Genomic DNA, 21,745 nt, shown 5'->3' with positions numbered 1-21,745 from the left:
CTTTTCATGAGTTCCCCGCGTGAGCGGGGATAAACCGTGGGAACGCATTCTGAAGGAAGACCCGGCATCGAGTTCCCCGCGTGAGCGGGGATAAACCGGGCCACATCATCAAACTGGATACCGTGTTTACGAGTTCCCCGCGTGAGCGGGGATAAACCGGCCGCATTGCAGGAACCACTTATTTTAAACTGGAGTTCCCCGCGTGAGCGGGGATAAACCGCGCTGCAATGCATTCTCAGAGCTGATTTTATTGAGTTCCCCGCGTGAGCGGGGATAAACCGCGTCGTCACTCGTTGGTAGTGCCAGCGCCGCAGAGTTCCCCGCGTGAGCGGGGATAAACCGCTCAGCGATACGCGCGTCTTTCTCCCTGCAATGAGTTCCCCGCGCGAGCGCGGATAAACCGGCACCAGCATTAACGCCGAATACATAATTATGGTGTTCCCCGCGTGAGCGGGGATAAACCGTTATTGAGTAGAATCGTCTGCCTTGGTGGCTGCGCTTCGCTTACCCACCTTACATATAAACTGGCGGGCCTGCCCTTAACCGATCCACAAAAACTTCCCGCACCTGCTCTCGATTGCGCAATAAACCGGCATACGGCGCGCGTTGGGTTGCAATCGCCGGGGGCAACAGACATAATGCGCCCTGCGCGTTTAACGACGCTCTCAATGGGGGCCCTGTTGGTTCTCCCGCAACGCTACTCTGTTTACCAGGTCAGGTCCGGAAGGAAGCAGCCAAGGCAGATGACGTGTGTGCCGGGATGTAGCTGGCAGGGCCCCCACCCATTTCTGCCCTAAGTCCTTTTTTCAGCTTTATCCTGGTGATGAAACATCATAAGAGGTGTATTAACTCATCCTGGATACGAGCGGCCTTTGGCTGCTAATATCAGGTGCGGTTATTTAATATAACGTTTATGTTTTCATTTATGAGCACTCAGAAATGGATAATTCACTCAGGCGATTACCTCCGTTATTAAAAAGCGCAGTAGGCACACCCGGTAAAGCAAGCAATTTCCAGCGCGACGTTATTATCGTTCAGTATTTGTTTAATTGTATTAAACCTATTATCCAATATGAGATTCCCGAAGATGGGCTAATTTCTCCAGCACTCATCAGAACTATCAGTCAGTTTCAGTCCATTCATTTGCGTTTCCAGCACCCCGACGGGGTTATTGAACCTGAAGGAAAAACATTCCGTGGCTTAATTGCGGCGGCTATGAAATATCCTGTCGCGACTCACCAACCCTCTTTTGCACCTAAATTTTTTACGCATACATCCGGTAATGAAAATAGCCTCCGTCAGCTAGTCAACAATTATCTGAGAAAAGAGCGCTATAACGTGGCAGATGACGCCCTTGAGCGCAGCAAGCTGATGGCACCTGGCATTGATGGTGCGCTATCGCTGACGGAGCAGGATTATACCGATGCCTGGGAAAATCTAAACCGACGGGTAGAGTTGAACATCATTAAAGCGTTTTCTATTGTGGAGTCAGGCGGACGGTCTGGTTTTAACGCCTTAAATTTACCCATCATTGCTTATGAAGGACATATCTTTCGTAAATATACTAAAAGGAAATACGATCAAACCCATCCGTTATTGTCGTATAAGTATGTAAAAAAAGCAGGCCCGGAATGGAAGAAAAATAATATCGACCAGGCTTCTGCATGGGATACACTGGCGAAAGCTTACGCACTGGATGCGGATGCTGCAATAAAAGCGTGTTCATGGGGTATGTTCCAGATAATGGGCTTTAATTACGAATCGTGCGGTTATAACGATCTCAGCTCTTTTTTAAAAGATATGAAGGCAAGTGCCGGGAAGCAGTTAAATGCATTTTTACATTTATGCAAGAAGAATAGTGCTCTGCTGACGGCAATGGTTAATAAAGACTTTTACAATATGGCCTACAACTATAATGGCAGCGATTTTGGCGATTATGACGTTAAAATGCGCAGAACCTATGAAAGCCTGGAGAAGAGACAGTGATGAAAACGAACATAGCGCACATAATGTGCGGCTTTTCACTTTTAATAGCGGCGTGTTCCTCATCTGCCACACCATTGCAGTCTGGCGTGTATGAGGGCTTGCAGCTTGCGGTCTCACCGGCAGGAAAAATCACCGGTTATTACTCCGAGTCGGCTGATGATAGCGTAAAACGTACCTGTACTTTCTTTTTGACAGGTGAGGTGTCAGCGCAGCAGTCGGATACCATCAAGTCCTGGTCATCTTCTGTGCTTGCGGGCCATATTGCCGCAACTGATTCCGGTGTCATATTAACCATACCTGACGGGCAAAGCCACGCGGGTTGCATGAATGTGTTAATGCCTGAAATAGCGACAGGCCTTGAGCTGGAGACGACGCAGCAGACACACTGGCAAACGCTGATGCAGGTTACCAGCCAGCGGGCCTGGCTCAGCGCCACACCTGATATCGCGACCCGCCGTAAAGCCTGGATTGTCAAAGGTGACGTGGTAGGGGTAATTCAAACTCAGGGGAACTGGGCAGAGATAGAATACGTCGGTGACAGTGGAAAAACGACACACGGCTGGGTAAATAGCAATGACATTCAGCCGTTAACTCCTCCAGCGTCATAAGCGGTGTATCTCTTCTCTCAACGAAAATTGCCGGGCGGTACTTTCGCTCTGGCAATTTTTTGTACTACAGCATTATGTGTATTCTGGTTACTTACCGTCATGTCCGGATGTGAGACTAACACTCCAGCCACAGCACTGGTAACAGGTTATCACCATAAGAGGAAGCCTCAGCACGCCTTCCTGTGGCAGATGTGTCCCAGGCGACGTAATTTGGCTCAGAAAGAGAGAGTCATTCCACCCATTTCTGCCATCCTCCACCGCGATAACCTACTTCTACTGTGCTGCTTTTAAGCATCCGCTTCTGCGTTTTCCCGTTCTTCCCACAGCTATTTATTTCCGCGTTGCAAACCGCTTTATTTTATTCTGTCGTTTAAATTTAATTATATTGTCATATATTTGTCATCTTATTGTCATAATCGCTGAACCGATATCTCATTTTTAAAACGTCTTTTTATAAGTAAGAGCTTAACGCTGGATCTTAATAATCAATTAAGGTATTAAATAGCTCTCATCTGAAAGGAAAGGAATTTTCTATGACTGCTGCGGTGCTTAATGTAAAAATAGATACCGATCTCAAAGAAAAGCTTCGTCAGTATGCTGAGCAGCACGGTGAAACGCTCAGCGCCGCCACAGAAAAGCTGTTGCAAAAGGCGCTGGTGCTGGGCGAGGAAGACGACGTGGTGAACAGCGAAGAGATCGACAGCCAGCACACTGAAGAAGATGTATCCCCACTTTCTGTAAAAGAAATCAAAGCGCTACGTAAACTGCTGAAGAAAAGAAAATGAAAGACGCGTCTTTATCCACTACGGCTGCAACCTACCGGGAAGCCTGTGAGCTGTTGCGTTCAGGCTATGTCAAACACGTCCGTCTGGGCTGGGATGTCGGCAGCGATGAGTTTTTTCGCATTGCGTCCGACTGGTGCGATGCAGGTGCAAAAATAAAAAAAGAGGGCGATGCGTTTGTCATTTCCCTGAAAGGTTTTCCGGTTCCCCGCCAGCATTAATTCCCTCCTGCTACACGCGTCATGAATATATCATCTGCGTGACACGGCGCTGTTACAAAGCGCCGTCATTATCCTCGCATAATAAAATGATACGCCTCACCATCTCAAATTATGTGCAGTCATGGATGACCGTTTTTTTATGGCGGGCCGGAAGGCTCGTCGTCTGTTTTTCTCGCCATTATTAAAACTCGATGCTTCTTTGTAACTTTTGCTTCAGGTTCACCTTAATGACAGAGGTGTGCAATGATACCTAAGTTATTGCTCGTGGCAGGCCATATCGCCAGCGTGGTTATCTCTCTCTGGTGCGCGTATGTGGTAGCGATTGTCGGTGTCTTTTTGCTGCGCATTACCTGGCCTGTTCTGAATATGTAATATTCACACCAGCCCACGGGCAGTCGACGCGCGCGTCTCCATCAGCTGATGCCAGAGCGGCTGTAACCGGGCAAACGCTTCTTCCAGGCGTTCGGTCTCAAGCGTAAACGGCATTCGCAGAAAGCGCTCAAAGGCTCCTTCCACGCCAAACCGGTTGCCCGCGCCAAGATGAATCCCGAGCCCTTCGGCGCTGGCCGCGAAACGTGTCGCCAGCGGGCGCGGCAGCTCCACCCAGAATGATAATCCCCCTTGCGGCAAGCTCGTGCGCCACTGCGGAAAATAGCGCTGCATGGCGTCCAGACACGCATCGCGGCGCGCTTTTAACGCCGTGCGTCGCGGCGGCAGAAAATGCGGGGCATCCTCAATCAGCGTGGCGACGGCGAGCTGTTCCAGCAGCGGCGAGCCGAGATCGAGCGTATCGCGCATCTGGATCAGCGATGCGATAGTGCGTGTGCTGGCGCGTATCCAGCCAAGCCGCAGCCCACCCCAGAAACTCTTGCCTGCCGAGCCGAGCGTAATGACCGTATCCTGGGCATCAAACGCGGCGAGCGGCGGCGGCGGAGCCTCTTCATACCAGAGATCCACCATCGTTTCGTCGACGACCAGCATTGTGCGGCTGGCGGTGGCCGCGGCGGCGATGCGCTCACGGGTGGCGGCGTCCATGCAGTAGCCGGTAGGGTTGTGGTAATCGGGAATGAGATAGGCAAGGCGCGGCGACGTCTGGGCGAACGTGGCCGCCAGCCCGTCCGGATCCCAGCCCTGGCTTGCCAGCGCCACCGATACCGGACGGCATGATGCGCCACGAATGGCGGCGATGGCGAGCGGATAGGTTGGGTTATCGATAACCACCCGGTCGCCGGGGCCGGTCAACAGCCGCAGGACAAGCGCGAAACCACTCACCGCGCCGTTGACGAGCATCACCTGATCGGGGCTGGTGGGCAGACCGCGCGCGCTATAGCGGGCGGCGAGGGTTTCACGCAGGCGCAGCAGCCCCTGCGGATCGTAGCCCGTATGGCCGAGATAATCCGGCAGTTGCGCCACGGCGCGCTGGCAAGCCGCTAACACCTCCGGGCCTGCGCTCAGCGCTGCGGTAGAGAGATCGAGCGCGCCGCCGCTGCCGGTGAGCGTTGGCACCGAGGCGCTGGCGGGCAGGGCGATTTCCGAACCTGCGCCGTGGCGGCTTATCAGAAAACCTTCGTCGCGCAGTAGCCCCAGCGCGCTGGCTATGGTCGTGCGGCTGACGCCCAGCGCGCCGGCCAGTTCACGCTCGCCCGGCAGACGGCTCGCGAGCGGCAGGCGACCATCCAGAATGATCAGGCGCAGCGCCTGCGCCAGCTGACGATAAACCGGCAGGCGGGAATGCGCCTGCTGCCAGTGGCCGAGCAGGCGCAACAGCGAGGCTGTGCCGGTACGACGATGATTCATAAGCAGTCCACTTTGTTGAAACTGGACCTTAATCTTACGTCCACTGGCCTTAAAGTAGTAGCCAGATGACGGATGAGGGAAAAAATATGTGGCGTCGTTTGGTGCAGTTGTATGTCGGGCTTTCGCTGTATGGCGTATCGACCGCAATGTTCGTCCGGGCCGATCTCGGTACCGATCCGTGGAACGTGTTTCACGTGGGGCTGGCGCGGCTGCTGTCGCTGAATCTCGGTGCGGTGATTATCGGCGTCGGCGCGCTGGTGCTGCTGTTGTGGGTGCCGCTGCGCCAGAGGCCGGGCCTTGGCACTATCAGTAACGTTATTATGATTGGGCTGGCGGCAGACGCGGCGCTGGCCGTGCTGCCTGCGCCGTCGTCGCTGGCGCTGCGTGGCGGGCTGCTCGTTGCCGCCGTGGTGCTGAATGCGCTGGCAACCGGCATGTATATCGGCGCGGGCTTTGGCGCAGGGCCGCGCGATGGCCTGATGACCGGCATTCACGCTCGTACCGGCTGGTCGGTGCGAAGTATTCGTACTGCGATTGAAATCACCGTCCTGCTGGCGGGCTGGGCCATGGGCGGCACGCCCGGAATTGGCACCGTGGTGTATGCGCTTGCCATCGGGCCGCTTATTCAGCTCTGCCTGCCGTGGTTTCTGGTGCGGCGCGTAAAGCCTGCCGCACCGGCCGTGGCAGCCGCTGAAAAAGGATAGGTCGTCTTTTTGCCGCGCTGCGTTATGCTGGGTGTTTTCGCCGATGAGGAATGGTCATGTCGAACCCTGCAGCCTTACACGCGCGGCCAGCGCTGCACTGGAGCAGCGAAGCGCTGGCCTCAATACTGTGCCGCTGTTTTGATGGCTATCTGGTGCCGTTTCAACTGGATGGCGCCGCGTTTGCGTACCGTTTCGGCGCGGAAAATGTCTGCCTGAACGCGAGTCGCGTCTGGCTTGCGGGCGAGCAGGTCGTCGCGCTGGCGCTCATCGCCCGGCGCGGCTGGCGCAGCCGTCTCGCGGCGTTCGCCATTCACCCTGACTGGCGCGGTAAAGGCGTGGGTAAAACGCTGATGATGCAGTTGCTGGATGAAGCCCACGAGCGCGGCGAAAAAAGCATGACGCTTGAGGTGATTGTCGGTAACGACGCCGGTCAGGCGCTGTATGAGCGAGTGGGGTTTACCTGCGAGAAAACGCTGGTGGGTTTTCAGGCTCACAGCCCGGCGGCGTTTGTAAATACGCAGGCGCTAATGCCCTGCGATCCGCATGACATCGCACAGCGTATGGCAGCGCAGGCGGAAGACCTGCCGTGGTTAATGGCTCCGGAAACGGCGCAGGCGCTGCCGGGCACGGGGTTTTCGCTGGATGATAAGGCGTTTGCCATTATTGCGACCGGTTTTGCTCAGCCGCAACTGCGCGCGTTGTGGGTTGCGCCGCAGGCGCGGCGTGAAGGGCACGCCCGGCAGTTACTGTCGCTATTGCATGAGCGCTTTGCGGGTTTAATGACGCCCGTGGCGGTTGATCAGCGCCTGGCGCCGCTCTTTGAACAGAGCGGTTTTCGCATTCAGCCGGTGCGCCAGTATGAGATGCGGCATCGGCTTAACTGACGCCGTGCCGCCCGCACCAGGCGATAAACTCCCTGGCGGGCAGCGCCTTGCTGTAGAGCCAGCCCTGCGCGTACTGCACGCCATGTTCCCGCAGCCACAGCGCCTGGCTTTGATTTTCCACGCCTTCGGCCACCATCTCCAGCTTCAGCGTTTTCGCCATTTCGATAATGTGCGGCGTGACGGTTTTGTACTCCAGCGCATCGACGAACGATTTATCGATTTTCAGGATATCGACATCCAGATCTTCGAGATAACTCAGGCTGGAGTAGCCGGTGCCAAAGTCATCAATATAAATTTTGTGGCCCGCCGCGCGCAGGCGCGCGATGATTGGCCCGCTTAGCGCCGGGTCGGCGAAGCCGCGTTCGGTTATCTCCAGCGCGAGCTGGTGCGGCGCGACGCCGTGTTGCGCCAGCGCCTGGCTGAACATATCGACAAACTGCGGATCGTGCAGATCGAACGCGGAAATATTGATGGAGATATGCTGTTGCGGATGCGTACGCAGCCAGTCGCCAAGATCGTCCAGCACGTTATGAACAATGCGGCGCGTCAGCGGGCCGATAAGCCCGGTCTGCTCAGCAAGCGGAATAAAAATATCCGGCGTTAACATGCTGCCGTCAGGCTGCGGCCAGCGGATGAGCGCTTCAGCGCCGGTGGGCTGGCCATTGGACAGACGAATGATCGGCTGATAGTGCATCACCAGTTCATTATTGGCGATACCGTCCTGCAGGCGATAGCGCGGCGACTGCAAACGCCGCAACAGGCGCAGCAGCCAGAACGCTAATGCGAGGCTGATAAGGATACCCGCCGGGAGCCAGATAAGCTGGAGTTTACGGATTTCTGCCGTCTGCGGTGCCTGAGACGCCCACGCCACCACGGCAATCCCGGAGCGCGGCTCGCGGTGAATCAGATAGATATTGCCCTGATACTCAATTTTTCTGGCACCGCTTTTACGCGCCATGTTCCAGACCGTTTTATCAAACGGGCCGCTACTTGCCAGCACGCGGTTGCGCGGCAGCCCAATGATGGCGGTGTTAATCGGCCAGGCGCTGAACGGAATTAAATCGATAAACGAGCTGGGATCGATAAGCACCATATGTGGCCCGTGAGCAACCATTACCATGGATATCGACAATCCCACATCGTTTTGCGTGCTGAACCAGATCTTGTAATTCTCATCGTTAACCCATGTTGGCGTCGGCAGCGGTTTTGACGTGCTGCGCCCTACCAGCGAGGAGCAGACCGGCGTCATATCTTTTAAGTAGACCACTTCCTGAACATGGCGGAACACAAACGACGTGCGCCGCATCGCCTGTAAATGCGCCTCGCTGCACGGCTCGCCGGTAAAGCTGTTGATTTTGGCGAGCGCGGCTTTCGCCTGCTGCATGATGTCATTGGTACGGATAAGCGTGCGTTCGGTATAGGCGTCCAGCTCCACGACAAAATGCTGTTCGGCCTGATGACGGGCGAGCCAGAAACTAAACGCGACAGGCAGCAAAACGCTGAGTAACAGCACGCCTGTTACTATTTTTATCCGTCTTGTGATGGTCACGATTGCTGCCTGCCCTGAAGAAGAAATGAGTGCCGGAGTACTTCTAGCGTAGTGGGGGATAATGGCTTTTGCGACGGCTCGGCGCATTGATTTTGCGTAGGGTTAGGGCAAAAAAAGTGTGTAACGCGGGCGCAGCAATGACGGCTGCGCCGCGAGTGTGGATTTTAGCGCCGGTGCGCGAGACGCCGCACCAGCCGGTCGCCGAGCGTCTGTACGCCCTGAACGAGCGCCACCAGAATCAGCACCGTGGCGGCCATCACTTCATTATTAAAACGCTGATAACCGTAGCGAATGGCGAGATCGCCAAGCCCGCCGCCGCCGATAACACCGGCCATAGAGGAAAAGCCTATCAGCATCACCACAGTAAGTGTCACGCCAGAAAGCAGCGCAGGCAGCGCCTCCGGCAGCAGCGCTTTGCTTATCACATGCCAGGCGTTGCCGCCCATAGCAATAATCGCCTCGGCGCGCCCGCGGTCCACTTCATCCAGCGCGTTTTCCACCACGCGCGCAAAGAACGGAAATGCGCCGATGGTAATCGGCACGACGGCAGCGGTGCTGCCAAGCGTTGTGCCGATAATAAGACGCGTCAGCGGGATTAACGCAATCAGCAGCACGATAAACGGCAGCGAACGCCCGACGTTAATCACGCTGCCCAGCACGCTGTTGAGCTGCGGTTGTGGCAGCACGCCGTCGCGGCGGGTGATAAACAACACCACGCCGACCGGCAGGCCGATAAGCACCGTAAAGAGCGCCGCCAGGCCGACCATGTAGAGCGTCTCCAACGTGCCCTGCGCCAGCAGCGGCCAGAGATCTTCAAAACTCATGCCACTTCGCACCATATTCTCTCCTCCACGCCATGACGGCGTAAAAACGCCTGCCAGGCGGCGTTGTCGCGCACCAGCGTCTGACGCAGCACCGACCAGGGCGCGGTGAGTAAATCCGCGAGTCTCCCGCTCTCCACCAGACGCCCGTTCTCCAGCAGCGCCGCGTGGTCGCAGATGGCTTTAACCACCTCAAGATCATGCGTAATCAGCACGATGGTCAGCCCGAGCTGGCGGTTGATATCGGCAAGCAGCGCAAGAATGGAGGCGGTGGTCTCCGGGTCGAGCGCGCTGGTGGCTTCATCGCACAGCAGCACGTCCGGGTGCGCGGCAAGCGCGCGGGCAATGCCGACGCGCTGTTTCTGCCCGCCGGAAAGGCGCGAAGGAAACGCGTCGGCTTTATCGGCAAGCCCGACTAACGCGAGCAGTTCCGCCACCCGTTCGCGCCGCGCCGCGCGCGGCACGCCCGCGATCTCCAGCGGTACTGCTACGTTATCCGCCACCGTGCGCGCATGGAGCAGATTAAAATGCTGAAACACCATCGCGGTGCGCTGCCGGTGCTGGCGCAGCGCGCGGTCGTCGAGGCGGGTAATATCCACGCCGTTCATCAGGATGCGGCCCGACGTTGGCCGCTCCAGCAGGTTAAGACAGCGCAGCAGCGTACTTTTGCCCGCGCCGCTGCGCCCCAGAATGCCGTACACGGCACCCTGTGGAATGGCGAGCGAGACGTCGTCCAGCGCCGGGTGGCCCTCTCCGGCGTAAGTTTTGCTCAGCCCGTCAAGCGTTATCATGACTGCGGAGCCGCGACCGGGATCACCGAGCCGTTGTAATGCTGGCGAATAAATTCCGCGACCTGCGGCGACTGTAAATCTTTCGCCAGCGCTTTGATGCGCGGATCGCCTGCCAGCGCGGGCGTGGTCACCAGGAGATTGGCGTAAGGGTTATGATCGGCGCGCTCCAGCCCCAGCGCGTCTTTGGCGGGCGTCAGCCCCGCTTCCAGCGCGTAGTTGCCGTTGATCACAGCCAGATCCACATCGTCAAGCGAGCGCGGGATCTGCGGCGATTCAATTTCGAGGATCTTCAGCTTTTTCGGGTTATCGCGGATATCCTTCGGCGTGGCGAGACTGCTCGCCGGATCGTTAAAGCCCGCCTTGAGTGTAATCAGCCCCTGGTTTTGCAGCAGGAACAGCGCGCGGCTCAGGTTGGTGACGTTATTCGGCACCGCCACGGTTGCGCCCTCCGGCACGGCTTTGAAATCTTTATATTTACGCGAATAGATGCCGAGCGGCTCAACATGCACCGTGGCGGCGACCGCAAAGGTTTTGCCGAGCGCTTTTTCCTGATCCTTCAGGTAGGGCAGATGCTGAAAATAGTTGGCGTCCACGTCGCCGTTCGCCAGCAGCTCGTTGGCGTTGACGCCGCTGGTGAGCTCCACGACATTCAGGTCGAGCTTCGGATCGAGTTTTTTAATGTAGTTAAGAATTTCGGCGTGCGGCACCGGATCGGCGGCGACACGCAGCGGCTCGGCGGCCTGTAAGCCTGCGGAAATAAGCAGCGCCAGCCCGGCCAGCGTCATAGTGGCTTTTTTCATTTTGCTTTCCTTAGTAAGGGATCAGGCGATCAGTTCGTGGCTTTCGCGCAGCACGTCACGGTAGTAGCGCTCGGCGACATCAGGGTGTGAGCGCAGGCGGCCTTTTAAATAGTTCCAGCCGACATCACGCAAAAGCGGGTTGCGCGGATCGCTCTGCGGGCCATGCGCCTCGCGCGCCAGCTCCGGCGGCAGCGGATAGACCGGCACCACGCCGTCGAGCCGCGCGCCGAGGAAAAAGGCGATGGAGAGGCGTTCGTTATCCGCGGGCGGCGAGACGACGCGATGCACCGTGGCGCGCAGATAGCCGTTGGTGGCAAGCTCCAGCAGTTCGCCGATGTTCACCACAAAGCTGCCCGGCAGCGGGGCGGCGTCAATCCACTCGTCAGGCGCCACTTCCACCTGTAAGCCTTTTTGCTGATCCTGTAACAGAAAGCTTAAAAACCCGGAATCTTTATGCGCGCCGACGCCCTGGTCGCTGCCGGTGCGCTGCTGGCCGGGGTAGCGGATGAGCTTAATGTGCTCGTTGGGCTGCTCGCCGTAGAGCGTGTCGAAGGCGTCGGGCGAAAGTTGCAAAGCTTCGGCGAACGCGCGCAGCAGCCGCAGCGCCATCTGCGCCATGTCGCGCTGAAAGCGCAGCAGCGTTGGCCTGAGCGACGGCTGCGCGGCAGGCCAGAGGTTCGGCCCCTGCAAGCGACGCCACGAGGGCGCATTCGCTGAAAGCGCGAGCGCCGGGCGCTCGGCACCGATATCAAACTGCTCGCGCCAGTCCGGCTTGCCGCGCGTCAGTTCCGCCGCCGCGCGGTTATAGCCGCGAAAATGCGGAGAGTGGATCATTGCCACCTGCGCTTTTTCTTCTTCCGGCAGGGCAAAGAACTGGCGCGCCTCGCGCTGGACATCCTCCAGCAGACGGGTGTCGACGCCGTGGTTAACCACATAGAAAAAACCGATATCGCGCGCGGCGTAGCGCAGATGATCGAGAAACGCGGCGCGATCGGCCGGGCCTGCATTGAGTCTCGCGAGATCGAGAATTGGCAGGGTAGAGGGTAATGCTGTGCTCATGGGGCGCTCCGTTAGCAAAAGAAAATCACAGTCGGTTATCTGCAAACAGACAGGCACAACAACAGCGCTGGCGCATGGGTGTCTCCTTCATTTGTTGCCATACCGCCACACTGCCCGAAAGACGCCTGCGCGCCCAATATCGTTCTTTTCTGATTTATAACGTCATGGGGTAAAAAGGATTTCTGGCTGACGCATAAGTAATTATTTCAAAATGTTTCCATGAAAAATGGATTTGTTTTATCCGTCAATGAGTTAATTTTTTGTTAATTTTCTAACATGCATTCTGCCTTCAAGTTTAGCGCTGCGCTGCCGTTGTCCTGAATGAAGAACCCTCTGATCCTTCCAGGTGAACAATAATGCTAAAAACAACGCAGGCCAGATTTATCTTTTTACTCTGTCTCTTTCTTGCTGCCCTGAGCGGCATTACCGCTCTGGTGATCCACTTTTTCGTCACGCCGGAAATTAAACGCACCGAGACGCGGATTATCCGTTATGAAGTGGATAACGTGGCGTTCAGCATCGTTGAGCAGATGAACCGCGTGCAGGCGCAGATGCGCAGCGTGACGCAGAGCGTCGCGGCGATGCAGAGCGATGAAATCGACCGGCTGTTACCGGCGCTGGTGGACCAGTACCAGGATGTGAATGTATTTGGCGGCGGCGTCTGGCCGCTGCCGGAAAAACGCGAGGCGGGGCGTAATAAATTCAGCACCTTCTTTGCGCGTAACGCCAGCAATCAGCTCGAAGTGAATACCTACTGGAACTCCGACGCGGCACCAAATTACTACGAACAGGTCTGGTATAAAGCGGGTCTGAATTCGCCTGCCAGCCACTGCGCCTGGGCAAACGCGTATCAGGATGACGCGAGCCCGCAGCCGCGCACCAACTGCGCGATGGTCATTACCAAAGATGGCCAGCCGTGGGGAGTTGCGACCATCGACGTGACGCTGGGCTTCTTTAATCAGCTCGCGAAACAGATGAACGACGCCATCTCCGGGCGCGTGCTGATTGTGGAAGCGGACGGCAAAATTGTCGGCGACGCCGCTCAGGTCGGTAAAACCGCGAGCCTGAAGAAACTGGCAGACCTCGGCGACGATCCGATGGCGCAGACGGTGCAGAAAGCGCTTTCCACTTTCCGTCCCGGCGAGAAAACCGAGCAGGAGTATGATCAGGACGGCGATTCGCATACCGTGATGCTGCAATCCATTAAAGGCAGCCCGTGGATTATCGCAGTCGATCTGCCGACCGCGCTGTTAACCGCGCAGACCGATACGATCCTCGCGCGCCTGAGCATGGTGCAGATCCCGATGCTGCTTCTGCTGCTGGGCGTACTGGTGCTGTTTATCCGCTCAATGATGGGCAAACTCGCCGATCTTAACCGCAATATCAGCCGGCTCTCCGCAGGTGGGGCAGATCTGACGCAGCGCCTGGAGCCCACCAGCAGCCCGGAATTTAACGCGATTATCAACAGCTTCAACGGCGTGATTGATTACCTGAAAACTATGCTGCGCCAGGTGAGTGATAGCGCCCGCGCGCTGTCGTCGGCGTCGCAGCAGATCTCAGGCGGCAACCAGGATCTCTCGGCGCGCACGGAAGATCAGGCAAGCTCGATTGAAGAGACGGCGGCGTCAATGGAACAGCTCACCAGCACCGTGCGCCAGAACGCCGATAACGCCGCACATGCCAACGAGCTGGCGCACCAGGCGTCGCAGGTGGCGGAGCGGGGCGGTAATGTGGTGCGCGAAGTGGTCAGCACCATGAGCGCTATCCAGAGTTCGTCCGGCAAAGTGGTGGATATTATCGCGGTGATCGACAGCATCGCCTTCCAGACTAACATCCTGGCGCTGAACGCGGCGGTGGAAGCGGCGCGTGCGGGTGAGCAGGGCCGCGGCTTCGCGGTGGTTGCCTCGGAAGTACGCAGCCTGGCGCAGCGCTCCGCGCAGTCGGCTCGCGAAATCAAACAGCTGATTGAAAACTCCGCCAGCAACGTTGAAGTTGGTACGAAGCTTGTGAATGAAGCGGGCGCAACGATGGATGAACTGCTGAGCGGCGTGCGCAACGTCACCACGCTGATGGGCGAAATCATGTCCTCCAGCCGCGAGCAGAGCGCGGGTATCTCGCAGGTAAACCTGGCGATTAACCAGCTCGACAGCGCGACGCAGCAGAACGCGGCGCTGGTGCAGGAAGTCTCGGCGGCATCGCACTCGATGACCGAACAGACGCAGCAGCTTGACCGCGTAGTGGCCGGTTTCCGCCTGTAAGTTTTTACTCACTTCTGAAAAGCCGACGCCTGATGCGTCGGCTTTTTCTTTTCAGTCGCCCCGTGATAGCGCCGCTTGCAATTTCAGCGGCGTCGTTTTACGATATTGTTATGTTATAACATTTAAAAGGGGCGAATGATGAAAGCTGATATCCATCCGCATTACCGTACCGTGGTGTTTCACGACACCAGCGCCAATGAATATTTCAAAGTTGGTTCGACCATTAAAACCGAGCGCGAAATTGAACTTGATGGCGAAACCTATCCGTATGTGACCATCGACGTGTCGTCGGCGTCGCATCCGTATTACACCGGGCGCCAGAAGACCATTACCACCGAGGGCAGCGCCGCGCGCTTCCAGCAGCGTTTTGGTCGCTTCTTTAACGATAAAAAGGCGTAAATCATGCAGGTGCTGAATTCACTGAGGAGCGCGAAGGCACGTCATCCTGACTGTCAGATAGTGCGACGCAAAGGACGGTTGTATGTGATTTGCAAAACGAATCCGCGGTTTAAAGCGGTACAGGGAAGGAAGAAAAGAAAATAAGCATCGCCCTCGCAAGAGGGCGATTTTTTTAGTGCGCCTGTGAGGCGGTTGCGGTATTCACCGGCGAGCGGGCAGGGCCGTTATTTTTATCCAGCGAGTAGATATCGTAAAACGATAAGGCTTTCTTACGAGTCAGCATCTTCTCAAGCTGCGCTTTTTGTTCAGCGCTCACGCGCGGGGACGCCTGAATTTCTTCTATCAGACTCTCCGGCACGTCGCGGGTGTTATACCATTCGCCGTTATAGCACACGCGCAGATCCAGCACGTCGATATCTTCGTAGCGGTAGCGTGGATTCACGTCAAAAAAGAAAAAGCCGTTTAACAGCACAAACAGCACGACCAGCAGCCAGACTGAGCCTGCCAGCGTTTCTGACTGTAACATCACCGCAAGCGTTGCCAGCCAGCCCAGATACATAGCGATAAACAGGCCAGGGTGCTTACGGATAAAGCTGATGCTAAAGCGTGGACGGTTGTCGCGCTTCTCTTCTTTGTTGAGTCGGTCAATGGTGGCCGTCAGCAGTCGCTGGATTTCAGTCATGCAAAACCTTCAGAATCGGTGTCGCGCGTGCGCGGGAATGGGCATTTTATGAGGCCGCCGTTCACGAAAAAAGTAACAGACGGCCAACAAAAAACCATAACAGTTAACCGAAGCGGCGCTCAAAGGCGGCGAATCACCCGCGCCGGATTGCCGGCGACCACGCAGTTGGCTTCCACGGAATGCGTCACCACGGCACCGGAACCGACCACCACGTTATCACCAAGCGTCACGCCCGGATTAATAATCGCGCGCCCGCCAATCCAGACGTTATCACCAAGGGTGACGGGTTTTGCAAACTCCAGCCCGCTGTTGCGCTCGGTCGGATCCAGCGGATGCGTGGCGGTATAAATATGCACGCCGGGTGCCAGCATAACGTTCGCGCCGATATGCACCGGACAGACATCCAGAATCACGCAGTCGAAATTGGCGTAGAAATTCTCGCCCAGGTAAATGTTATAGCCGTAGTCGCAGCGGAAGGTGGGCTCTATGTACGCGTTGCCGGCTTCCCCCAGCAGAGATTTGAGGATCGCCTGACGCTGTGCCTTCGCATCCGGCGCGCTGTGATTGTATTCATGCAGCAGATGCCGCGCGCGCAGGCGGTCCTCACGCAGCTCCGGGTCGTTCGGGCGGTAAAGCTCGCCCGCAATCATCTTGCGTTTCTCTTCGCTCATGGTGGTTTCGCTCCGTGAATGGAAACTCTGATAGTAGCGACTAAACGCGCGGCTGACCATTCACTGCATTTGAGGGGAAGAGAACAGGAGAGAGAAGCCATGCTAATGGAGGACATATCCGGTGTGGCACCCACAACGCGAATCGCTCGACACTAACATGGCGTCGACAATATCAAAGCCAGATAATCACATACAAAATAGCGGGAGATTAACGAACGAACTTCCACACGGCGGTCGGAATTTTATCGTAGAGCTTATTCATCGTCAGTTCAGCCAGACGATGATCCGCCGCTGAATAAAATACCGCCAGTTCGTTGTCGGATAATTCATATTTATTTTTTTCAATAACGCGCTCAAGCGTGTCAATTGTCTGACAACGTCTCAGTCGCATTAAATAATCGGTTTTGGTTAATGGTTTGGTCGTCATAATACACCTAAGTAGTTGTTCTATTTTTAAAAAGACAAGCTTACAGGGTTTTCTTTGCTGGCGTTTACGAAACACCGGAAAAGCCTGTTTCCGGACTTGCGCCATTTTTGTAAATCTTGCGCATTGATACCGTAATTGCTGAACAGCATAAAGGTATCATCCAGATATTCATCTAATTGCTCAATGAGAGCTGCGTCATCTTCATGCTTAATTTTATAATTCAGGCCGAAGCTGGCAATATGCTCAATCAAGTCGTTGAGTTGCAGGTTAACGGCGGAAGTGGGGTCGTTAACCCAGCCATGCTGGTTTTCGCCGAGCGTGGCAAGGCAATCATGATACAGGCTTTCGCAAAGAAATTTAAGCTGCGCTATATCATGCCGTTTTGGTGAGTATTCGTCCATAACGTATCCCCTTTTTAGCGAAAAATTTTAGTCAACAGCACCGCAGGGGCAGATACACAACCAGTGTCTGGAGCCGTGGCGCTCCATTTTTAATCTACTGTTACTATAAAACACCCTGGGGATTTTTTCCTGGCACGATTACGAAAAATTACATTTCCGCGGTTAATCGCACATCGGCGCAGACTCTTTTACGCGAATCAATAAAGGCAAGGCACGCAGACGCATTCAGAAAGAAAACTTAACCTTTAAGTCTTAGTTTAACCTTAGTTTAAAACGTTTATTTATTCACGCCTGAAGAATATTCTGTAATAAAGGTTTTTTCTGCATCAGATTAATCCCAATAAAATATTTATAGCGAAAAAAAGAGAAACGAAAGGCGCGAGTGATGTTTTTTTGCGCGAAGCGTTAAAACACGTATGCAGGGAAGGGGTAAAAAAAAGGCCGCATCTGCGGCCTTTCTTATTAGTGATGCTCAACCGGATGGCTGTGCTCGATATCTTCACTCTTACGGCTGAAGCGGCGGCGAACCACCACAAAGAACACCGGAACGAAGAAGATAGCCAGAATGGTTGCGGTCACCATCCCGCCCATTACGCCGGTACCGACGGCGTTCTGCGCGCCGGAGCCTGCGCCCGAGCTAATCACCAGCGGCATTACGCCGAGGATGAACGCCAGCGAGGTCATCAGGATAGGACGCAAACGCATACGTACCGCTTCAAGCGTCGCCTCGATAAGACCTTTACCTTCTTTTTCCATCAGATCTTTGGCGAATTCCACAATCAATATGGCGTTCTTCGCCGACAGGCCGATAGTGGTGAGCAGACCCACCTGGAAGTAAACGTCGTTGTTAAGGCCACGCAGCGAGGCTGCCAGCAGCGCACCGATAACCCCAAGCGGGACCACCAGCATGACCGAGAACGGGATTGACCAGCTTTCATACAGCGCCGCCAGACACAAGAACACCACGATAAGCGAAATGGCGTAAAGCGCAGGCGCCTGGTTGCCGGACAGACGTTCCTGATAGGACATGCCGGTCCAGTCGTAGCCGATACCGGTCGGCAGCTTGCTGGCAAGCTGTTCCATCATCGCCATCGCTTCACCGGTACTCTTACCCTGCACCGCCTGGCCCTGGATCTGCATGGACGGCAGGCCGTTATAACGCTCCAGACGCGGTGAGCCATATTCCCAGTGAGACGTCGAGAAGGCAGAGAATGGCACCATCTGGCCGTTTGTCCCACGCACATACCAATTGTTGATATCACCTGGCAGCATACGGTATTGCGCCTGCGACATGACGTACACTTTCTTCACGCGACCGCGGTCGATGAAGTCGTTGACGTAGCTGCCGCCCCACGCAGAAGCAAGCGTGGTGTTGATATCGCTGATAGAAACGCCCAGCGCCTGTGCTTTTTCCTGGTCGATGTCGATTTTAAATTGCGGCGTATCTTCCAGACCGTTCGGACGCACCTGCGAGAGCAGATCCGGGTGCTGCGCCGCTTCGCCCAGCAGCTGGTTACGGGCCTGCGTCAGCTTGTCATGCCCAAGGTTGCCCTGGTCGATAAGCTCGAAGTCAAAGCCGGTCGCCGTACCGAGTTCCACAATCGCCGGCAGGTTAAAGGCGAACACCATCGCATCTTTAATCTGCGAGAAACGGCCCATCGCACGGCCGGTAATAGCCGGAACTTTGTTTTCCGCACCCGGACGCTCATCCCAGTTTTTCAGCGAGACGAACGCCAGACCGGTGTTCTGGCCGCGACCGGAGAAGCCAAAGCCGTTAACGGTAAAGACGGAGTTAACGTTGTCTTTCTCCTGGGTGAGGTAGTAGTCGGTCACCTCATCCAGCACCTTCTGGGTACGCTCCTGGGTGGCACCCGCTGGCAGCTGCGCCATCGTCAGGAAGACGCCCTGATCCTCATCCGGCAGGAACGAGCTTGGCAGACGGATAAACAGGAACGCCATCGCCACGACAATCAGCAGATAGAGCAGCAGATAACGACCGGTGCTGCGCAGAATGTTGCCTACGCTGTCGGTGTAATGGTGCGTGCTCTTGTCGAACATGCGGTTAAACCAGCCGAAGAAGCCTTTTTTGCCTTCGCCGTGATCGCCTTTCGCGACAGGTTTAAGCATGGTGGCGCACAGCGCTGGCGTCAGGATCAACGCCACGATAACCGACAGCACCATCGCGGAAACGATAGTAATGGAGAACTGACGGTAAATCGCACCGGTCGAGCCGCCAAAGAACGCCATCGGGATAAATACCGCCGAGAGCACCAGCGCGATACCGACCAGCGCGCCCTGAATCTGACCCATCGATTTGCGGGTCGCTTCTTTGGGCGGCAGGCCTTCTTCAGCCATCACACGCTCGACGTTCTCAACCACCACGATGGCGTCATCCACCAGCAGACCGATGGCGAGCACCATCCCGAACATGGTGAGGGTGTTTATCGAGTAACCGAAGGCCGCCAGTATCGCAAACGTACCGAGCAAGACGACTGGCACCGCAATGGTCGGGATAAGCGTCGCGCGGAAGTTCTGGAGGAACAGATACATCACCAGGAACACCAGCACGATTGCTTCGACCAGCGTTTTCACCACTTCGAAAATAGAGATTTTAACGAACGGCGTGGTGTCGTACGGGTAAACAACTTTCAGACCGCTTGGGAAGAACGGCTCAAGACCGGCAATGGTCTTGCGCACCGCTTCAGCGGTATCCAGCGCGTTCGCGCCGGTCGCGAGCTTGATACCGAGACCCGCCGCCGGCTGGCCGTTATAGCGTGCGATAATGTCATAGTTCTCGCCGCCGAGCTCAACCTTCGCCACGTCTCGCAGCAGCACGCGCGAACCATCCTGATTGACTTTCAGCAGGATTTTGCTGAACTCATCGGCAGACGTCAGACGGGTCTGCGCGATAATCGAGGCGTTCAGCTGCTGGCCTTTCACCGGCGGCGTACCGCCAAGCTGACCGGCCGCCACCTGGGCGTTCTGCGCTTTAATGGCGCTGATAACGTCCACTGGCGTTAACTGGAAGTTGTTCAGTTTGTTCGGGTCGAGCCAGATACGCATCGCGTACTGAGAACCGAAGAGCTGTACGTCGCCCACGCCCGTGGTACGGCTGATCGGGTCTTTAATGTTCGCGCCCGCGTAGTCCGCGATATCTTCCTGCTTCATCGAGCCGTCGGTGTTAATAAGGCCTAACACCATCAGGAACGAGCTGGAGGATTTCTCAACGCTCACGCCCTGTTGCTGCACTTCCTGCGGCAGGAGCGGCATAGCGAGCTGCAGTTTGTTCTGCACCTGTACCTGCGCGATGTCCGCGTCGGTGCCGGATTCGAACGTCAGCGTGATCTGCACGGTGCCCGAAGAGTCGCTGGTGGAGGACATGTACATCAGGCCATCGATACCGTTCATGTTCTGTTCGATAACCTGCGTCACGGTATCCTGCACCGTTTTCGCATCCGCGCCCGGATAGGTCGCGTTAATCGTCACCGCTGGCGGCGCAATCGACGGATATTGCGCCACGGGCAGTTTCATAATGGACAAGCCACCTGCCAGCATGATGATGATGGCGATCACCCACGCGAAGATGGGGCGATCGATAAAAAACTTAGCCATGTTTTAACGGCTCCTGTTAACTCAAGACTGCGGTTGCTGTGACTGCGTCTGACCAGCGGCGCCGGATTGCTTTTGTTGCTGCTGGTTGTCAGTCACTTCCTGCGCTTTGACCTGCGCGCCCGGGCGAACCTTCTGCAACCCGGTGACGATCACGCGATCGCCGGCCTTCACGCCGTCCGTCACGACCCATTTGTCGCCCATCGCCTGGCCGACCTGCACCGGACGCACTTCCACTTTGTCGCCTTCGCCCACGACCATGACGGTCGCGTCACCGCGCGGAGTACGGGTTACGCCCTGCTGCGGTACCAGAATCGCGTTCGGGTTAACCCCTTCTTCGAGACGCGCGCGGACAAACATGCCCGGCAGCAGCGTGTGGTCAGGGTTCGGGAAAATCGCGCGCAGCGTGATGGAGCCGGTGGTCTGATCCACAGTCACATCGGAGAACTCCAGCGTGCCGTCCTGCGGATATTTCAGGCCGTCAGCGGTTGAGAGTGTGACTTTCGCTTTCCCGTTTTCCTGTTTCAGCTGACCGCTCGCCAGTTCCTGTTTAAGGCGCAGGAAATCGTTGCTGGACTGAGTCACGTCAACATAGATAGGGTCAAGCTGCTGAACGACGGCGAGCGCGGTGGTCTGGCCGTTCTGCACCAGCGCGCCTTCGGTCACGTTCGATTTACCGATACGACCGCTGATAGGGGAGGTCACTTTGGTGTACGCGAGGTTGATACGCGCGGTTTCAACCGCCGCTTTCGCCGCGACCACGGCGGCGTTTGCCTGCTGGGCTTCGGCCTGCGCATTGTCATAATCCTGCTTGCTGATGTACTGCGTGCCGAGCAGTTTCTGATAACGGCTGAGCGTCACCTGCGCGATATTCGCGCTGGCCTGGGCTTTCGCCAGATCGCCTTTCGCGCTTTCGTAAGAGGCCTGATAAGGTGCCGGGTCGATTTGATAAAGCGACACGCCAGCCTTGATCTCGCTGCCTTCTTCAAAATTACGCTTGAGAATAATGCCGCTGACCTGCGGACGAACTTCCGCCACACGATAAGCGAGGGTGCGGCCCGGGAGTTCAGTTGTGATTTGCAGAGGTTCGCTTTTCAGCGTCACTACACCCACTTCGGGCGCCTGTGGCGCTTGTTGCTGAGCCTGTTCACCGTCACATCCTGTTAGCGCAAAGCTGCCTGAGAGCATCAGAACGACCGCCAGAGGCGTGAACCCTCTGTTTTTGTTCATATCTAAACCTCGAGTGTTCGATTCCAAAAAATGACCAATGGATCAAAAGTCCGCAAACCCATTGCT

22 protein-coding genes, 1 other RNA gene and 1 CRISPR repeat array (1 of these 24 cut by a window edge) are annotated in these 21,745 nt (G+C 56.2%); of the genes, 11 read left to right on the top strand and 12 right to left on the bottom strand.

Annotated elements, in window-relative coordinates; genetic code table 11:
• Positions 1-464: direct repeats of the CRISPR family, unit length 29 nt; unit sequence GAGTTCCCCGCGTGAGCGGGGATAAACCG (it extends 786 nt beyond the left edge of the window).
• 214 nt (positions 465-678) lie between these two features.
• The 6 genes from ffs to G9X48_RS21605 all read left to right on the top strand — a co-directional run bounded on the left by ffs (position 679) and on the right by G9X48_RS21605 (position 3,969).
• Positions 679-775: signal recognition particle sRNA small type (ffs, locus tag G9X48_RS10820), an RNA gene on the top strand.
• Positions 776-939: 164 nt separating this feature from the next.
• Positions 940-1,986: an N-acetylmuramidase family protein gene (locus G9X48_RS10815; RefSeq protein WP_097640761.1), complete on the top strand. Its 1,047-nt coding sequence runs from the start codon at positions 940-942 to the stop codon at positions 1,984-1,986.
• Positions 1,986-2,594: a hypothetical protein gene (locus G9X48_RS21475; protein ID WP_015386946.1), complete on the top strand. Its 609-nt coding sequence runs from the start codon at positions 1,986-1,988 to the stop codon at positions 2,592-2,594. The genes G9X48_RS10815 and G9X48_RS21475 overlap by 1 nt, the downstream gene beginning before the upstream one ends.
• Positions 2,595-3,127: 533 nt before the next feature.
• Entirely contained in the window at positions 3,128-3,379 is a 252-nt protein-coding gene (locus G9X48_RS10805; protein WP_004386923.1) for a DUF6364 family protein, read from the top strand.
• Positions 3,376-3,597 (top strand): hypothetical protein, encoded by a 222-nt coding sequence (locus G9X48_RS10800; protein ID WP_007781449.1) that lies wholly within the window; start codon positions 3,376-3,378, stop codon positions 3,595-3,597. Before G9X48_RS10805 ends, G9X48_RS10800 begins: the two co-directional genes overlap by 4 nt.
• A gap of 243 nt (positions 3,598-3,840) precedes the next feature.
• Complete coding sequence (locus tag G9X48_RS21605; protein ID WP_007865308.1) at positions 3,841-3,969, top strand: hypothetical protein; 129 nt, start codon at positions 3,841-3,843, stop codon at positions 3,967-3,969.
• 3 nt (positions 3,970-3,972) lie between these two features.
• On the opposite strand, the gene G9X48_RS10795 is transcribed toward G9X48_RS21605, so the two are convergent.
• Positions 3,973-5,394, bottom strand: coding sequence for a PLP-dependent aminotransferase family protein (locus G9X48_RS10795; RefSeq protein ID WP_097640760.1), 1,422 nt, complete (start codon positions 5,392-5,394; stop codon positions 3,973-3,975).
• Between the two features lie 86 nt (positions 5,395-5,480).
• Here G9X48_RS10795 and G9X48_RS10790 point away from each other — a divergent pair, with 86 nt between their 5' ends.
• Entirely contained in the window at positions 5,481-6,098 is a 618-nt protein-coding gene (locus G9X48_RS10790) for a membrane protein (protein WP_015386945.1), read from the top strand.
• Positions 6,099-6,154: 56 nt separating this feature from the next.
• Entirely contained in the window at positions 6,155-6,982 is an 828-nt protein-coding gene (locus tag G9X48_RS10780) for a GNAT family N-acetyltransferase (RefSeq protein ID WP_097640759.1), read from the top strand.
• On the opposite strand, the gene G9X48_RS10775 is transcribed toward G9X48_RS10780, so the two are convergent.
• The 5 genes from G9X48_RS10775 to G9X48_RS10755 form a co-directional block, all read right to left on the bottom strand.
• Complete coding sequence (locus tag G9X48_RS10775) at positions 6,975-8,531, bottom strand: EAL domain-containing protein (RefSeq protein ID WP_104676690.1); 1,557 nt, start codon at positions 8,529-8,531, stop codon at positions 6,975-6,977. The genes G9X48_RS10780 and G9X48_RS10775 overlap by 8 nt on opposite strands.
• A gap of 164 nt (positions 8,532-8,695) precedes the next feature.
• Entirely contained in the window at positions 8,696-9,355 is a 660-nt protein-coding gene (locus G9X48_RS10770; RefSeq protein WP_012125458.1) for a methionine ABC transporter permease, read from the bottom strand.
• A complete protein-coding gene (locus tag G9X48_RS10765; protein ID WP_097564396.1) occupies positions 9,352-10,143 on the bottom strand; it encodes an ATP-binding cassette domain-containing protein in 792 nt (263 codons plus the stop codon). The genes G9X48_RS10770 and G9X48_RS10765 overlap by 4 nt, the downstream gene beginning before the upstream one ends.
• Entirely contained in the window at positions 10,140-10,943 is an 804-nt protein-coding gene (locus tag G9X48_RS10760) for a MetQ/NlpA family ABC transporter substrate-binding protein (RefSeq protein ID WP_097582265.1), read from the bottom strand. Before G9X48_RS10760 ends, G9X48_RS10765 begins: the two co-directional genes overlap by 4 nt.
• A gap of 21 nt (positions 10,944-10,964) precedes the next feature.
• Positions 10,965-12,002: an isopenicillin N synthase family oxygenase gene (locus tag G9X48_RS10755; RefSeq protein ID WP_012125455.1), complete on the bottom strand. Its 1,038-nt coding sequence runs from the start codon at positions 12,000-12,002 to the stop codon at positions 10,965-10,967.
• Positions 12,003-12,358: 356 nt separating this feature from the next.
• Between G9X48_RS10755 and G9X48_RS10750 the strand changes: the two genes are divergently transcribed.
• The 3 genes from G9X48_RS10750 to ykgO all read left to right on the top strand — a co-directional run bounded on the left by G9X48_RS10750 (position 12,359) and on the right by ykgO (position 14,803).
• Positions 12,359-14,260 carry a methyl-accepting chemotaxis protein gene (locus G9X48_RS10750; protein ID WP_166499929.1) on the top strand — a complete coding sequence of 634 codons (1,902 nt, stop codon included), beginning with the start codon at positions 12,359-12,361 and terminating at the stop codon, positions 14,258-14,260.
• A gap of 138 nt (positions 14,261-14,398) precedes the next feature.
• A complete protein-coding gene (locus tag G9X48_RS10745) occupies positions 14,399-14,659 on the top strand; it encodes a type B 50S ribosomal protein L31 (RefSeq protein ID WP_004386912.1) in 261 nt (86 codons plus the stop codon).
• 3 nt (positions 14,660-14,662) lie between these two features.
• Entirely contained in the window at positions 14,663-14,803 is a 141-nt protein-coding gene (gene ykgO, locus G9X48_RS10740) for a type B 50S ribosomal protein L36 (protein WP_004386911.1), read from the top strand.
• A gap of 28 nt (positions 14,804-14,831) precedes the next feature.
• On the opposite strand, the gene G9X48_RS10735 is transcribed toward ykgO, so the two are convergent.
• The 6 genes from G9X48_RS10735 to acrA all read right to left on the bottom strand — a co-directional run bounded on the left by G9X48_RS10735 (position 14,832) and on the right by acrA (position 21,679).
• A complete protein-coding gene (locus G9X48_RS10735) occupies positions 14,832-15,341 on the bottom strand; it encodes a YlaC family protein (RefSeq protein ID WP_007891920.1) in 510 nt (169 codons plus the stop codon).
• Positions 15,342-15,460: 119 nt separating this feature from the next.
• A complete protein-coding gene (gene maa / locus G9X48_RS10730; RefSeq protein ID WP_038881336.1) occupies positions 15,461-16,012 on the bottom strand; it encodes a maltose O-acetyltransferase in 552 nt (183 codons plus the stop codon).
• Positions 16,013-16,220: 208 nt separating this feature from the next.
• Entirely contained in the window at positions 16,221-16,439 is a 219-nt protein-coding gene (locus G9X48_RS10725; protein ID WP_004386909.1) for an HHA domain-containing protein, read from the bottom strand.
• 26 nt (positions 16,440-16,465) lie between these two features.
• Positions 16,466-16,840, bottom strand: a complete 375-nt coding sequence (tomB, locus tag G9X48_RS10720) for an Hha toxicity modulator TomB (RefSeq protein WP_004386908.1) — start codon at positions 16,838-16,840, stop codon at positions 16,466-16,468.
• Between the two features lie 462 nt (positions 16,841-17,302).
• Positions 17,303-20,452, bottom strand: coding sequence for a multidrug efflux RND transporter permease subunit AcrB (gene acrB, locus G9X48_RS10715; protein WP_007848020.1), 3,150 nt, complete (start codon positions 20,450-20,452; stop codon positions 17,303-17,305).
• 21 nt (positions 20,453-20,473) lie between these two features.
• On the bottom strand, positions 20,474-21,679 hold the full coding sequence (gene acrA / locus G9X48_RS10710) for a multidrug efflux RND transporter periplasmic adaptor subunit AcrA (RefSeq protein ID WP_007848022.1): 1,206 nt from the start codon (positions 21,677-21,679) through the stop codon (positions 20,474-20,476).
• Positions 21,680-21,745 lie beyond the last annotated feature (66 nt).

The sequence above is a fragment of the Cronobacter sp. HA18006 genome, from assembly GCF_011605445.1.
Classification (GTDB): Bacteria; Pseudomonadota; Gammaproteobacteria; order Enterobacterales; family Enterobacteriaceae; genus Cronobacter; species Cronobacter sakazakii.
Note: the sequence above shows the minus strand (reverse complement) of the source record. Positions and strands in the feature narration are given on the sequence as shown.

What these genes read in the sequence shown, in the direction of transcription:
- acrB (WP_007848020.1), bottom strand. Translation starts at nt 20,452, where the DNA reads ATGGCTAAGTTTTTTATCGATCGCCCCATCTTCGCGTGGGTGATCGCC.
- G9X48_RS10815 (WP_097640761.1), top strand. Translation starts at nt 940, where the DNA reads ATGGATAATTCACTCAGGCGATTACCTCCGTTATTAAAAAGCGCAGTA.
- G9X48_RS10725 (WP_004386909.1), bottom strand. Translation starts at nt 16,439, where the DNA reads ATGACGACCAAACCATTAACCAAAACCGATTATTTAATGCGACTGAGA.
- tomB (WP_004386908.1), bottom strand. Translation starts at nt 16,840, where the DNA reads ATGGACGAATACTCACCAAAACGGCATGATATAGCGCAGCTTAAATTT.
- G9X48_RS21475 (WP_015386946.1), top strand. Translation starts at nt 1,986, where the DNA reads ATGAAAACGAACATAGCGCACATAATGTGCGGCTTTTCACTTTTAATA.
- G9X48_RS10780 (WP_097640759.1), top strand. Translation starts at nt 6,155, where the DNA reads ATGTCGAACCCTGCAGCCTTACACGCGCGGCCAGCGCTGCACTGGAGC.
- G9X48_RS10795 (WP_097640760.1), bottom strand. Translation starts at nt 5,394, where the DNA reads ATGAATCATCGTCGTACCGGCACAGCCTCGCTGTTGCGCCTGCTCGGC.
- maa (WP_038881336.1), bottom strand. Translation starts at nt 16,012, where the DNA reads ATGAGCGAAGAGAAACGCAAGATGATTGCGGGCGAGCTTTACCGCCCG.
- G9X48_RS10755 (WP_012125455.1), bottom strand. Translation starts at nt 12,002, where the DNA reads ATGAGCACAGCATTACCCTCTACCCTGCCAATTCTCGATCTCGCGAGA.
- G9X48_RS10735 (WP_007891920.1), bottom strand. Translation starts at nt 15,341, where the DNA reads ATGACTGAAATCCAGCGACTGCTGACGGCCACCATTGACCGACTCAAC.
- G9X48_RS10790 (WP_015386945.1), top strand. Translation starts at nt 5,481, where the DNA reads ATGTGGCGTCGTTTGGTGCAGTTGTATGTCGGGCTTTCGCTGTATGGC.
- G9X48_RS21605 (WP_007865308.1), top strand. Translation starts at nt 3,841, where the DNA reads ATGATACCTAAGTTATTGCTCGTGGCAGGCCATATCGCCAGCGTGGTT.
- G9X48_RS10750 (WP_166499929.1), top strand. Translation starts at nt 12,359, where the DNA reads ATGCTAAAAACAACGCAGGCCAGATTTATCTTTTTACTCTGTCTCTTT.
- G9X48_RS10770 (WP_012125458.1), bottom strand. Translation starts at nt 9,355, where the DNA reads ATGAGTTTTGAAGATCTCTGGCCGCTGCTGGCGCAGGGCACGTTGGAG.
- G9X48_RS10760 (WP_097582265.1), bottom strand. Translation starts at nt 10,943, where the DNA reads ATGAAAAAAGCCACTATGACGCTGGCCGGGCTGGCGCTGCTTATTTCC.
- acrA (WP_007848022.1), bottom strand. Translation starts at nt 21,679, where the DNA reads ATGAACAAAAACAGAGGGTTCACGCCTCTGGCGGTCGTTCTGATGCTC.
- G9X48_RS10745 (WP_004386912.1), top strand. Translation starts at nt 14,399, where the DNA reads ATGAAAGCTGATATCCATCCGCATTACCGTACCGTGGTGTTTCACGAC.
- G9X48_RS10805 (WP_004386923.1), top strand. Translation starts at nt 3,128, where the DNA reads ATGACTGCTGCGGTGCTTAATGTAAAAATAGATACCGATCTCAAAGAA.
- G9X48_RS10800 (WP_007781449.1), top strand. Translation starts at nt 3,376, where the DNA reads ATGAAAGACGCGTCTTTATCCACTACGGCTGCAACCTACCGGGAAGCC.
- ykgO (WP_004386911.1), top strand. Translation starts at nt 14,663, where the DNA reads ATGCAGGTGCTGAATTCACTGAGGAGCGCGAAGGCACGTCATCCTGAC.
- G9X48_RS10765 (WP_097564396.1), bottom strand. Translation starts at nt 10,143, where the DNA reads ATGATAACGCTTGACGGGCTGAGCAAAACTTACGCCGGAGAGGGCCAC.